The following is a 12,664-nucleotide window of genomic DNA, read 5'->3' as shown; positions in this document are numbered from 1 at the left end:
CATTGAAGGCGTTTTGTTACTTATTCACCAATAAACATGTATAAGTTATTTGGCTTTATAACGGCATCTCCTGCATAAATAACCCATTCTGTTAAGTCATCAAAATCTAAATGATAACTATTTCCTTCACTCATATCTTTTATAAAATATGGTTCGTTAATGAGTATTCCTTGAATGAATTCTTCCGTAATGTTTTGCATTTCAAACCACATATGTTCACTTTTTCCCTCTTCGTAGGAAACACCAAACTTAGCGAGAAAACGAAACTCTTCATTTGATTGTTCAATTTGAAAAATGTTGCTGAAATACCCGAAAGTATTCTTCGCATTGTAAGCCATACGAGCCGTTTCACTATTTGTTTTATAAAACATGAGCCCTGTAGCTTCCTCGTGTTCTTTGAAAAAGCTTTCGATACATTCTTCTGAAGTATCAAATTTGAACAAGAGAACAGATGGCGATTGATGGTATTCATCTCGGTCATCCATCCCGCCTAAGAATGTGTTTTGTGCATCTATAGGTTGTAGTTTCACTTCTTCATTCTCAATTGAAGATAATTGATCCATACTCGTTTTATGCCCAATATAAGATAATCCTTTTTCCCACGGAACAGCTACTGTATGTATAGAACCTTGCTGACTATGCGCGATAACGATAGGCTCATTCATAGGGACTTGTCCATTCTCAACGGCATTATTCGCAAATGTTTGAAAGAGGTCACCAATGCCGTAGTAGGAAGAAATACGATTTGGAATAATTAATTCTATTTCTGTTACGCCCGCTCTTAAAAGGCCGTGTGTATGAAACCAATATTGCGTAGGCTCGCCTTCTTTATCGTCTTCATAAACGGAATGAATAACGTATAAGTCAGGAATGTCAGGTAATAATTCATTTTCAACATGATATTCAATATAGCTTCTAGATATCACTTTCATTGCGGCACTTGAATCAATTACAAATAACAAATCCGGGGCGAGGTTCCATAAAAACTGTATTTGCTGGAAAAAGCAGTCTAGCACATCGCCTACAAATAGCGTACGGGTGAAAATTTCAGTACCGAAAGCCGCATCTTCAAAATGACGATCTACGATTGTAGAATCTTGTCTATTGTACAGTTTATATTCTTCTTGGTCATTCGCCTCATCAATATGCAGTTCATACGGTATGACTTTTTCATCCATATGTAACTCAACGATAAGGCTTGTCTCATCACTATAAACAATTTTTAACTCATCAACTTTAGTAGCGATAGTTTCTAGCCGCTGTTTTAATTGCTCAATTGTAATTCTAGTTGGTATAACAGCGATCATATCTGAAAAATGACGTTCTAATGTTCCATTCATAGCTGCGCGGTATGTTTCTGTTTGCACTTCCATCCAATCACTCCTATTCAAATGAATCCATTTTACATGCCAATTAAATTTCGATATTTCTGTTTTTTCTCTTTCATATTATAAAACGCATTCGTCGAAGGTGTAAAATTATTATTTTGTATTATAGTTTGAAAACGAGTAAATTAGATTAATTTTTTGTAAAACTTGTCGAAATATCATTCTATATAACGAATCATTTGATATGATAGAAATGCTGAGAAAATATGAAATAGGGAGAGGGAAATGGCTGTGAAGAAATTGTTAAGTGTCTTTTTATCATTCATACTATTGCTTTCATTTACTGGAACTTTAGTACAAGCAGAAGAAACTACTTCTATGTCAGTAGAAAAAGCAATTCAAGTATTTAAGCAGCAAGGGAAAACGAAGGGGACAGTGGAAGGATATATCGTTGGATATACGCAAAGCCCTTCTAAGTACACGAAGGATCCGGCTAAGTTTGACGACACAAATGTTGCAATTGCCGATTCGCCAAATGAAACGAATCCAGACAAAATCATGCCTGTTCAGTTGCCAAAAGGCGATGTGAGAGCGGCAGTAAACGTAAAAGATCATCCTGAAAATATTGGGAAGAAAGTTAGTTTAACAGGGACGCTTGAATTATATTTTAGTAGCCCAGGTTTAAAATCAGTAACAGCTCATAAGTTTCAAGGAGAAGGACAAAACCGTGTTAGCGATGTAGTAGCTTCACCTAGTGGCGGAGAAGTTGCGAAAGGAACAGCGGTAACGTTAACAACGAATACAGAAGGAGCAACAATCTATTACACGTTAGATGGTTCTAACCCTACAAATAAAAGTGTTCGTTATAATGGACAAATTATAGTGAATGAAAATAGTGTAGTGAAAGCAATTGCTGAAAAAGAAGGGCTTACTTCTTCAGCAGTTTCAACATTTTCATTTATTATCGTAAACAATGAGCCAGTTCGTATTCATGATATTCAAGGAAAATCACATATTTCTCCTTACAACGGGAAGAAAGTATACAATGTGGAAGGCGTTGTAACAGCACTTGATAAAAATGGTTTTTATATAGAAGACAATCAACCAGATAATGATCCAGCTACTTCAGAAGGTATGTACGTATACAAAAAAGATGCAAATGTAGCAGTAGGAGATCTTATTCAAGTTGATGGAGTAGTAGAAGAATATGTTGGACCTGGATATGCAGAAAGGTTTGAAACAGACTTAACGACGACGGAAATTAAAGCGAGCCGCGTTGCTGTAATCGCAAAAGATCAAGCTTTACCAGCACCGATTGTACTTGGAGAAAACGGTGTGAAAATTCCTGATCAAATTATCGATAATGATGCATTTGGTTTATTTGATCCAAATGAAGATGCAATCGACTTTTATGAAAGTATAGAAGGTATGCGCGTTACGATGCCAACGCCAAAAATTATTGCCCCTCAGAAAAACGGAAATTTATATGTAACAGTGAAAAATGGTGGGAATAAAGTCGTAACAAAATATGGCACACCTGTATTAGATGAAAATCAATTAAATCCAGAGCGTCTTTCTGTAAAAGTACCTCGTGATTATGTAGCGAAAGTAGGCGATACTTTCACTGGAGATATAACAGGAGTAGTCGGATATGATTATGGTGCGTTCCGCATTTCGCCAATAACGGAATTACCATCTGTAGTAGACGGCGGATTTAAGCAAGTAGGGGCGAATATTCAGCCGCGTCTTGATAAGTTAACAGTTGCTACATATAACATTGAAAACTTCTCGGCGAATAAAAAAGAAACAACAGATGAAAAAGTAAAGGCGTTAGCGTATTCTATTAAATACAATTTAAAAATGCCAGATATTATCGGGGTAGAGGAAATGCAAGATAATAATGGAACGATTAATGACGGTACAACAGATGCTTCATTAAGCGCAAAACGTATTATTGATGCGGTGCTAGAAATTCGCGGGCCAAAGTATGAGTATGTAGAAATTGCTCCGCATAATAATCTAGACGGTGGAGCGCCAGGAGCGAATATTCGCGTCGGTTTCTTCTACAACCCATCACGCGTGAAATTAGCAGCGGTACCGAAGTTACTTGATAAAAATGTCGTTCGCATTGGAGACGAAAACCCATTGTTTGAAAGTACACGTAAACCACTTGCGGCAGAATTTACATTCCAAGGACAAAACGTTGTCGTCGTTGCAAATCACTTAAACTCAAAACTAGGAGATGCAACGCCATTTGGAAAAGTACAACCGCTCGTATTAAAAAGTGAAGAAAAACGAGTTCAATTAGCACAAGAAGTAAACAATTTCGTACAAGGTATTCAGAAAAAAAACACGAATGCACCAGTTGTTGTGTTAGGGGATATGAACGATTTTGAGTTCGCTAAACCACTAAAAACACTAGAAGGAACAGTCTTAAAAAATATGTTAAACACAGTGCCGAAAGAAAATCGCTACACGTACATTCATGAAGGAAATGCACAAGTGTTAGATCATATTTTAGTAACAAACAACATCGCACCACACACAATTGTAGATCCAGTACACTTAAACTCAAACATTATGAAAGAACACGGACGTGTAAGTGACCACGACCCAGTACTTGCTCAAATTGATTTGAAGAAAGCTTCTTAAATAATTGTAAAAGAACGCTTAGAAATATACTGAGCGTTCTTTTTCATTATTAGGAATTTTTATGCTAAAATAGATTGAATATTCACTTTTTAACACTAGGGGGTGTAGACATATGGTAGCCCAACTAAATGGGAAACTAATGAACCAACTAGCGATTTTTTTTAGCATGTTCATAATAATTAAGTTTCTAGCCGATGTAACAGGTCTTACGCAACCACTAGGTATGTATTATTTAGGCACGCTTAGTACAAATATCGCTTATATAGCATTCGGTCTAGCCGTAATTTTTACTATATTGGGTATTAAAAAGGAATTAAGTAAATATGCCATTATTTCAGTATGTTCGGCGGTAGGAATTCAAATAATCTATATGGTTGTTTTTGTAGTTTTATGGATGTTGGCAGGTACGCCGTAAAGGGGAGATGATTATATGAGTATTGAAAATATACGATTGATAAATGTAAATAACAATAATCTCTATGTAAAAATGTTAGGAGAAGGCGAACCAATCATATTTCTTCATGGAGGACCTGGAAGTGAACACCGCTTTTTTCTTCCCTATATGGCTCCACTAGCAGAAAAATTCCAACTAGTTTTTTATGATCAAACAGGTTGTGGAGAATCGGAAGAACCAAAGAATAATCAATATTCTATGAGGGATGAGGTTGCAAACTTAGAAGCAATGCGTGTGCAATTAGGGTTTGAAAAGATAAATATATTAGGTGAATCATGGGGATCGATGCTTGCATTATTGTATGCAACTACATACCCCGAACGAGTGAATAAGTTACTTTTAACAGCTGCGATAGGAGTTAATGTAAAAGGATTGGAAATGTTTGGTGAAGAACTGCAGAAGAGGTTAACGGAAGAAGATAAAGTAATCATTTCTGAAGTAAGCGAGAAGATTAAAATAGGAGAGGCTTCTATATACGATATGTTACAAGTATTAGATCCATATTATGTGTTTTCTAAGGAAACTTTAACTTATAAACAGAAAACGACTTTTAGTAATGAAGTTAACACAATACTAGGTGCAGATATGGTAAAAAATTATGATGTGACTAAACAAATAGAAAAGCTTTCGGAAACTCCAATATTAATTGCGCAAGGAAGTCATGATATTTTAACTCTTGCCACTATAAAAGAACATTTTACAGAATACATACCTCATATAGAGTTTGTAGAGATTGCGAATTGTGGACATTGGACGGTAGTAGAGCAGCCAAAGCAAATGTGTAATATCGCATATAGTTTTTTTGAGAACTAAGAATAAGAGCGTAATTCCCATATAACTCAGGGAATTACGCTCTTATTCGTTCAATGATTTAGTCTGAAATTACTTGAAACGCTTTTCTACATCGATCTCTTTTTTGCAGTCTTCTTTTATATTTTTTTCTATCTCGCTTTACTCCTTGTATATACATAAGTAAGCTAACGAGAAGGAAGAAAGCACATTGCATCGTTAAAATGTACGGTGACATGCCTTGCAATGGTTGCTTTGGATCATATAAATGAATAGGTGCTCCACCTATTGTAGGGAATATTGTATTTAGTAGGACGTACGGAATGGAGTTAACTGCAAATGGAAATAGAATGGCCATATAGTCTTTTTGTGACCATGCAGATGCAGCAAGTCCTAAGAGGGCCATTAAACCTGCAAATAAAAAATTAATTCCAATATATACCGTAATGTAAGTGAGAGGCGCATCGAAGTATAGGTTTGCGAACATTCCATCCTCATTTATGATGCCAGAACCAATCGTAGGTGTTCCGTCTGGAATTGTTAATTTGCAAAATAATAACGATAAGATGAATGGAAATGTATAAAGAAATCCTCCGCAAAAAAACGTAACGATATATTTCGTTACTGAATAAGGAAATAAAGAAATTCCTTTGCTCACGAACGGTTTAAAACCATCTGACTTATCGGAATTGTAACTTGTACTAAAGGGGAAACTCGCAATAACTGGCATTAATAATAAATAAACATCCATTTCATTATCACGAAATCCAATCCATTTTATATCTGTTGATATAGGTCCGCTCGCAGCGTCTCCTAAATAACGAATGACATAATAATAATGATAAATACAAATAAGAACGAATCCACTAAACATAATAATTAAAGAAACACGATTACAAAAAGCTTGCTTTATATTTAAACGAAGTGCACGCATCATGACTGAAAAAGCCTCCACTATTTTGATAAAGTGAAACTTTAATCAGTAGGGGGTTTTCATCCCCACTGATTATTAGTTGAACCAATCGGACTTTTATGGACAGCCCGATCCCCACCTAAATTCTTTGCTTTCGCTGAATTTTGAGGTGGGGGTCTTACTGCCCATTAAAGTCGGATAAACTTGTCTATTTTCTATATTACTATTAAATGTAAAGATTTTCTTGTTTTTTTATTTGATTATTTAAAAAAAGAGAAATTTGTTGTTGGGAAGTAAGGTTTATTTGAAATTAGTTTTTTCTAAAATATGGTTGACAATTAAGTATTACATTTGTAATCTTAGTTATAGATTACAAATGTAATACGAAGGAGTGAAATATATTATGACAAATCAATTACCTAAAATATCTGAAGCAGAATTAGAAATTATGAAAGTACTTTGGTCTAATTCTCCACAAACAGCGAATGAAATTATAGAAGAACTGGAAGATGCAATGGAATGGAAACCGAAAACGATCCGCACATTAATTAATCGATTAGTACAAAAGGAAGCCGTTGCTTATCATCAAGATAAAGGGCGTATGTACGCTTATTATCCATTAGTATCACAAGATAATTATTTACAAGTGGAAACGAAATCTTTACTAAAGCGTTTTTGCGGCGCGGCGTTTAAACCATTACTTGTCAATTTCTTAAAAGAGGAAAAATTGTCTTCAGAAGATATTAACGAACTAAAACGCATTTTAGACGAGAAGACCGAGGAGAATAAGAGGAAGGATTGATAAAAATGATAGACATGCTTATAAATGTATACCTTCCTTATTTTTTTGATTGGCTTATAGAAACGTCTCTTATGGCTAGTATATTAGTAGGATTTATTTTATGTATAAAAATACTATTTAGAAATAAATTAACCCCCCGGTGGCAATATATGCTGTGGATTGTATTAATGATTAGACTCCTTTTACCATGGTCACCAGATAGCTCTTATAACATTTATTCATTACTTTCTTATCGTTCTAGCGTATCGGAAGTTATTCCTAAAAATATGCCGTCTACTGAGAGTATAGTGAATATAGAAAGCGACCGTACAGTGGAATCAAATTCTAAAATGGTGACAAAAACTAGCGAACCGGAAGTAGAAGTCAGTTCGGAACAACAGACTACATTTTCTTTATACAAAATTGCTTTGTATGTGTGGCTAGCTGGGGTCATCGTATTAGCATTTATTACGTTTCTTACAAATAGATGGTTATATTCGTACATAAAGAAACAATCGGATATTACGGATGAACAGGTCGTTACGGTGTTTAATCGCTGTAAGCAGTCTATGAAAATGAAGAAGGTAGTTTCATTACGTTTAGCAGGAAAGATTGCGAGTCCAACTGTGTTTAGTTTCTTTCGCCCAAAAGTATTACTATCAAAAAAACATATGAAAGTATTAAACGAGCAACAATTACAACATGTTTTTTACCATGAGTTAGCTCATATTAAAAGAAACGATGTAGCTGTAAATTGGATTATGTATAGCTTAATTCTATTAAATTGGTTCAATCCGATTCTTTGGTACGCCTATTTTTGTATGCGAGAAGATCAAGAGTTAGCCTGTGATGCATATGCACTTACGTTTATAGATAAAGAGGAGCAAATTGCATACGGTCATACAATTATTACCCTCCTAGAACATTATTCCTATCAAGTACCAAGCCTAGCAAGTTTAAGTAGAAATAAACGAACACTAAAAAGGAGAATCGTTATGATTAAAAAGTTCCAGAAGAAATCGTATCGTCTTTCTTTACTCGGAGTGATTGTCATAGTTGCTATAGCATCTCTTTCTTTATTTAATGCACGTACAACGGAAGGAAAGGAAAAGCAAGAGGATAAAGTAGAGCAGTCAAAGGATGCTTTCCAAAATGCTGTAGATATGCTGTATGGTACAGAAGAAAATGCGAAAAAAGAATATCATTATTCAGCAAGAGTGTATGAAGAAAAGACAGATTACTTATATTTAGCTGAAAAAGCTTTAACAAAAGATGAATTCCAGCAGTACATAAAATTATCTAAAAAAATTATTAATATACAGAAAAAAGGTGCTCCGAGAGATTCTGACTACGAGTCAATAGTTTTTAGAGAAGAGCGTTTATCAAAAGCGGATCGTGACAAATTATATGCACTTTATGATCAAGCAAAACCATTTGATGACAAAGTATACGAATCTTTAAATTACACGGTAAAGGAAGCGCAACAACATGTTGATTTTCAAATTAAGAAGCCAACGTACACAATTGAAGGATACAATCTGAAGGACGAAAATGTAGGTTATTTTATTAAGAGAAGACCTGAATTAATTATTGAATTAGAGTATACAAACGGAAAAGGAAACTATACAACTTATCAATCGCAAGTATTTGGAGAAAGTAAAGATCCGTTTCATGCTTTATTTGGTGTAGAAGAAAACATTGAACAGTACGAATTAGAAGGTAATCAAATATTCTACGCGACTCATAACTCGGATAGTAATTTACAAGGTATGAAGATGATTGTTCCAGCAAAAGGGAAAAATAGTGCATACCAAGTTGTTATTATTAATCATAGTTTAGAGCGTCAAGGAGAAGCAGTATTTGATAAAAATGTAAATAAGGAAGAGTTAGAGAAGATTATGATTTCTATGTTGAAATAATAAAAAGGTGTTCTAGAGATGTATATCTTAAGGACACCTTTTCCTTTTCTCTTTTCTTCTGATAAACTATGGACAGTATGATATAACTTGACTGGAATTTTTTATACTGGAAATAATAAAAAAGAGAACTTGTATACAATGTAAGCGTGTGGTAATATCAAAGATGTACTGATTGACTATATTATCCAATTGGTCATTTTTGGAGGTGAAGATGTGGCGATAGATCGAAAACGTTCTATTATTGAAGCTGCAACAAAGTCTTTTTCAGCATTCGGTTATAAAGCAACAACGATGGATCAAGTAGCAAAATTAGCGAATGTAGGAAAAGGAACGATTTATACTTTTTTCAAAAATAAAGAAGAGCTATTTGGTGAAATTATTTCTAATTTAATTACAGAAATGAAGCAAGTTGCAGAAAATGCAATTCGTTCAGATGTTTCATTTTTTGAAAATGTACATAGAGCATTATATAGCATATTAGAATTCAGAAAAGAACATCAGCTCATGATTAAATTAATTCAAGAAGAGCGCGATATGGGAACGAAAGAAGTACAAGAAGTGATGCAACAAGTAGATGTGGAAATCGTTTCTGTCATTCAATCGTATTTAAAGATTGCGATTGATAAAGGTGAAATTAGCAAATGTGATCCAGAAATTACAGCATTTATTATGCTTCGCTTATACGTATCGCTTATTTTTGATTGGGAAAAAAATCATGAACCGTTAGAAAAAGAAAAAATTGCGGAATTATTCGAACTTTATTTGTTAAAAGGATTGTCAAACTAAGATAATCCTTTTATTCTTATAAAAAGTGACCAATTGAACAAAATGGTCATACATTTATTTTAGGAGGGATAATAAAAATATTCACTTCATAGTAAAGAACAGTTGCATAGTATAAATTCGGGGATAAGGCATATGTATGAATAAGTATAGCCTTTTTGTTTGGGTAAAAATGACTAATTGAACATTTTAGTCATTTTAAAAAGGGGGGAGAAATAATGAAAGGAAATCAGTTACTTCGTAAAGAGTTCACACAAATTATAAAAAGTAAAAAAATATTAATTCCAATTATCGCGGTTTTATTCGTACCGATTTTATATGCAGGTATGTTTTTATGGGCCTTCTGGGATCCGTATAAACAGTTAGATGATTTACCAGTTGCGGTAGTCAATTTAGATAAAGGGGCAGTATTTGATGGGAAACCAATTGAGGTCGGAAAAGGGCTCGTTGATAATTTAAAAGATAATACAAGTTTCAAATGGGAATTTGTAAGTGAAAAAGAAGCGAAAAAAGGAATGGAAGGCAGAAAGTATTACATGTTAGTACGCATTCCAGATGACTTCTCAAGTAACGCTACAACGTTATTAAAAGACGATCCGAAGCCATTAAACTTAGAATATATTCCAAACGAAAGCTTAAACTTCCTATCTTCACAAATTGGCGGAACAGCCATTGAAAAAATTAAAGGTGAAGTATCAAGTACGTTAACGAAAACATATGCAGAGAAAATGTTTGATTCCATTCAAGACGTCTCAAAAGGATTAGCAGATGGGGCGGAAGGAGCAAATAAACTACACGACGGATCAAGTGAGCTGCATGATGGTTCAAGTAAAGTGACGGACGGCCTTCATACACTTCAAGGGAAGTCTGGAGAGATGAAGGATGGGGTTCAGAAATTAGCAGATGGATCTAATAAGTTAAAAGATGGCTCCGGAAAAGTGACAGCAGGTTTAAATAGGTTAAATGACAAAACGGGTATAGGGAAATTAGTAGATGGATCTGGAAAAGTAACAGCAGGTTTAAATACGCTAAATGGCAAAACAGGTGAATTGCAGACAGGTATAGGGAAATTAGTAGATGGATCCGGAAAAGTAACAGCAGGTTTAAATACGTTAAATAGTAAAATGGGTGAATTGCGTGATGGATCTGAGAAAGTGACTGGTGGGTTGAACAAACTAGTAAGTAAATCCGGTGAATTACAAACTGGAACAACTGATCTATCAAATGGTATGGGAAAACTTGCTGAAGGGCAAAGTCAATTAGAAAAAGGGTCTCAAGAAATTCAAAAGGGATTGCAAGATTTAAATAGTAACGTACAAAAGTCTGCTGGAGCTTTAGAGGAAATGCAGTTGAAAGTTCCTTCTATATTGAATACAGTAAATGAGAAAATAACTGGAGCTGGAGAGAATGTAAATCAGTTAAATGAACTTACGCAATCAACAGCAGGAGATGCAAAAAATGCAGCGCAAGAGGTAGCGAATTTACAAAAGCAAATTGAAAGTTTACCGAAAGAATATCAAGAGCAGTTACAACCATTCATAACAAGTGCCGTAAAAAGTACAACGACAGTTCAGCAAAAAGCTGCCGGAGTAGCAGGTGGAACAAATAGATTAAATGAAGAAGTAAAACAATTAAAAGGTGAAATCGGTGAAAAGACAAGTGGGATGCAAAGCAAAATGCCGAATCCGGAAGATGTAGGAAATTTAACGAGTGGTATTAAAAAATTAGCGAATGCACAAAACGAATTTGTAAGTAAGTTCCATGGATTAGGTGAAGGATTAGGTAATGCAAAAATAGGTGCCGATAAATTAAAAGATGGATCAGTTCAATTAATTGATGGAGTAACGCAATTACAAAGTGGCTCTGGAAAAGTGACAGCAGGATTAGGTCAATTATCTGAAGGAGCAAATCAATTAGCAGATGGCTCAAGCCAAGTAACAGGTGGTTTAGGTACATTATCTGTAGGAGCAAACCAAATGGCAGGTGGAATAAACCAATTAGCAGACGGTTCAAGTCAAGTAACAGGCGGTTTAGGCACATTATCTGTAGGAGTAACCAAATTAGCAGATGGCTCAAATCAAGTAACAACAGGTCTGGGCGATCTAAATGGTGGCCTAAACAAAATGTCAACTGGCTCAACTCAGCTAATCGACGGCGTAAATAAACTAGCAGACGGATCAGGAAAAGTAACAGATGGCCTCGTAAAAGTAAACGACGGTTCAGGTGAACTTGCTGAGAAACTTGGCGAAGGGGCAGAGAAAACTGGTGAAGTAAAAGGAACCGATAAAACGTATGATATGTTTGCAAGTCCTGTAAAAGTGAAGACAGAGAAAATGGCAGAAGTTCCTAACTATGGAACTGGATTTACACCGTATTTCTTATCACTCGGTTTATTTGTTGGGGCATTATTATTATCTATCGTATATCCATTACGTGACACAGTTGGTGTTCCAAAATCAGGGTTTAGCTGGTTTATTAGTAAGTTCGGCGTATTACTATCAGTCGGTATTATTCAAGCAGTAGTAGCTGATGTCATATTACTGTTCGGATTAGGTGTAGAAGTACAAAGCGTTCCATATTTCATACTCTTTAGCATCGTTACAAGCTTATCGTTTATCGCATTAATTCAATGTTTAGTAACAGCATTTGGTGATGCAGGGCGTTTCATCGCCATCATCACATTAATTATTCAGCTTACAACAAGTGCCGGAACATTCCCGCTAGAATTGATTCCGAAGTTTTTACAACCATTCAATGCTTGGTTACCGATGACATACTCTGTATCAGGATTGAAAGCAGTCGTATCAAGCGGAGACTTTAACTTCATGTGGCAAAACATAGGAGTACTCATGATTTTTATCGTTGTGTTATCACTTGGAACAATTGCTTCATTAACTTGGATGCATAAACGACAGTTTAAAAATATTGCTGAAAATCAATCGGTTGAAGCGTAGAAAAAAGCACCTTTTCGGTGCTTTTTTATTGTAATACAGGGCATCTTTTTTGTAGTTCGGATATGAATCTTTCTAAAAACTATAGAAACGA

Annotated in this window: 9 protein-coding genes; 7 read left to right on the top strand and 2 right to left on the bottom strand. The window is 35.0% G+C overall.

What is annotated here, in order from left to right; all coding sequences use genetic code 11:
* Positions 1-20: 20 nt before the first annotated feature.
* Positions 21-1,373 carry a DUF4026 domain-containing protein gene (locus tag ACTFRS_RS18845; protein ID WP_431084944.1) on the bottom strand — a complete coding sequence of 451 codons (1,353 nt, stop codon included), beginning with the start codon at positions 1,371-1,373 and terminating at the stop codon, positions 21-23.
* A 240-nt stretch (positions 1,374-1,613) separates the two neighbouring features.
* Between ACTFRS_RS18845 and ACTFRS_RS18840 the strand changes: the two genes are divergently transcribed.
* From ACTFRS_RS18840 to ACTFRS_RS18830, 3 genes are all read left to right on the top strand, one after another.
* The gene (locus ACTFRS_RS18840) at positions 1,614-3,980 is read left to right on the top strand and encodes a DUF6359 domain-containing protein (protein ID WP_440023429.1); all 2,367 of its coding nucleotides are present in this window, start codon (positions 1,614-1,616) and stop codon (positions 3,978-3,980) included.
* Between the two features lie 112 nt (positions 3,981-4,092).
* Positions 4,093-4,395, top strand: a complete 303-nt coding sequence (locus ACTFRS_RS18835; protein ID WP_139868816.1) for a hypothetical protein — start codon at positions 4,093-4,095, stop codon at positions 4,393-4,395.
* 15 nt (positions 4,396-4,410) lie between these two features.
* On the top strand, positions 4,411-5,247 hold the full coding sequence (locus ACTFRS_RS18830) for an alpha/beta fold hydrolase (protein ID WP_440023431.1): 837 nt from the start codon (positions 4,411-4,413) through the stop codon (positions 5,245-5,247).
* 58 nt (positions 5,248-5,305) lie between these two features.
* Here ACTFRS_RS18830 and ACTFRS_RS18825 read toward each other — a convergent pair whose 3' ends face one another.
* Positions 5,306-6,160: a hypothetical protein gene (locus ACTFRS_RS18825; RefSeq protein ID WP_242269599.1), complete on the bottom strand. Its 855-nt coding sequence runs from the start codon at positions 6,158-6,160 to the stop codon at positions 5,306-5,308.
* A gap of 379 nt (positions 6,161-6,539) precedes the next feature.
* Here ACTFRS_RS18825 and ACTFRS_RS18820 point away from each other — a divergent pair, with 379 nt between their 5' ends.
* The 4 genes from ACTFRS_RS18820 (at position 6,540) to ACTFRS_RS18805 (ending at position 12,573) form a co-directional block, all read left to right on the top strand.
* Entirely contained in the window at positions 6,540-6,938 is a 399-nt protein-coding gene (locus ACTFRS_RS18820; protein WP_242294677.1) for a BlaI/MecI/CopY family transcriptional regulator, read from the top strand.
* Between the two features lie 5 nt (positions 6,939-6,943).
* Complete coding sequence (locus ACTFRS_RS18815) at positions 6,944-8,836, top strand: M56 family metallopeptidase (RefSeq protein ID WP_440023433.1); 1,893 nt, start codon at positions 6,944-6,946, stop codon at positions 8,834-8,836.
* Between the two features lie 213 nt (positions 8,837-9,049).
* Positions 9,050-9,622, top strand: a complete 573-nt coding sequence (locus ACTFRS_RS18810; protein ID WP_000963375.1) for a TetR/AcrR family transcriptional regulator — start codon at positions 9,050-9,052, stop codon at positions 9,620-9,622.
* Between the two features lie 215 nt (positions 9,623-9,837).
* Entirely contained in the window at positions 9,838-12,573 is a 2,736-nt protein-coding gene (locus ACTFRS_RS18805) for a YhgE/Pip family protein (protein WP_440023435.1), read from the top strand.
* The last annotated feature ends 91 nt before the right edge of the window (positions 12,574-12,664 follow it).

Origin of the sequence: Bacillus cereus group sp. MYBK139-1 (assembly GCF_051916915.1) — a bacterium.
GTDB lineage: Bacteria > Bacillota > Bacilli > Bacillales > Bacillaceae_G > Bacillus_A > Bacillus_A pacificus.
This window is presented reverse-complemented; position numbering and strand designations above follow the sequence as displayed.

Excerpts from the sequence above, each read along its gene's own strand:
- ACTFRS_RS18845 (WP_431084944.1), bottom strand. The coding sequence starts at position 1,373 with ATGGAAGTGCAAACAGAAACATACCGCGCAGCTATGAATGGAACATTA.
- ACTFRS_RS18840 (WP_440023429.1), top strand. The coding sequence starts at position 1,614 with ATGGCTGTGAAGAAATTGTTAAGTGTCTTTTTATCATTCATACTATTG.
- ACTFRS_RS18835 (WP_139868816.1), top strand. The coding sequence starts at position 4,093 with ATGGTAGCCCAACTAAATGGGAAACTAATGAACCAACTAGCGATTTTT.
- ACTFRS_RS18830 (WP_440023431.1), top strand. The coding sequence starts at position 4,411 with ATGAGTATTGAAAATATACGATTGATAAATGTAAATAACAATAATCTC.
- ACTFRS_RS18825 (WP_242269599.1), bottom strand. The coding sequence starts at position 6,160 with ATGATGCGTGCACTTCGTTTAAATATAAAGCAAGCTTTTTGTAATCGT.
- ACTFRS_RS18820 (WP_242294677.1), top strand. The coding sequence starts at position 6,540 with ATGACAAATCAATTACCTAAAATATCTGAAGCAGAATTAGAAATTATG.
- ACTFRS_RS18815 (WP_440023433.1), top strand. The coding sequence starts at position 6,944 with ATGATAGACATGCTTATAAATGTATACCTTCCTTATTTTTTTGATTGG.
- ACTFRS_RS18805 (WP_440023435.1), top strand. The coding sequence starts at position 9,838 with ATGAAAGGAAATCAGTTACTTCGTAAAGAGTTCACACAAATTATAAAA.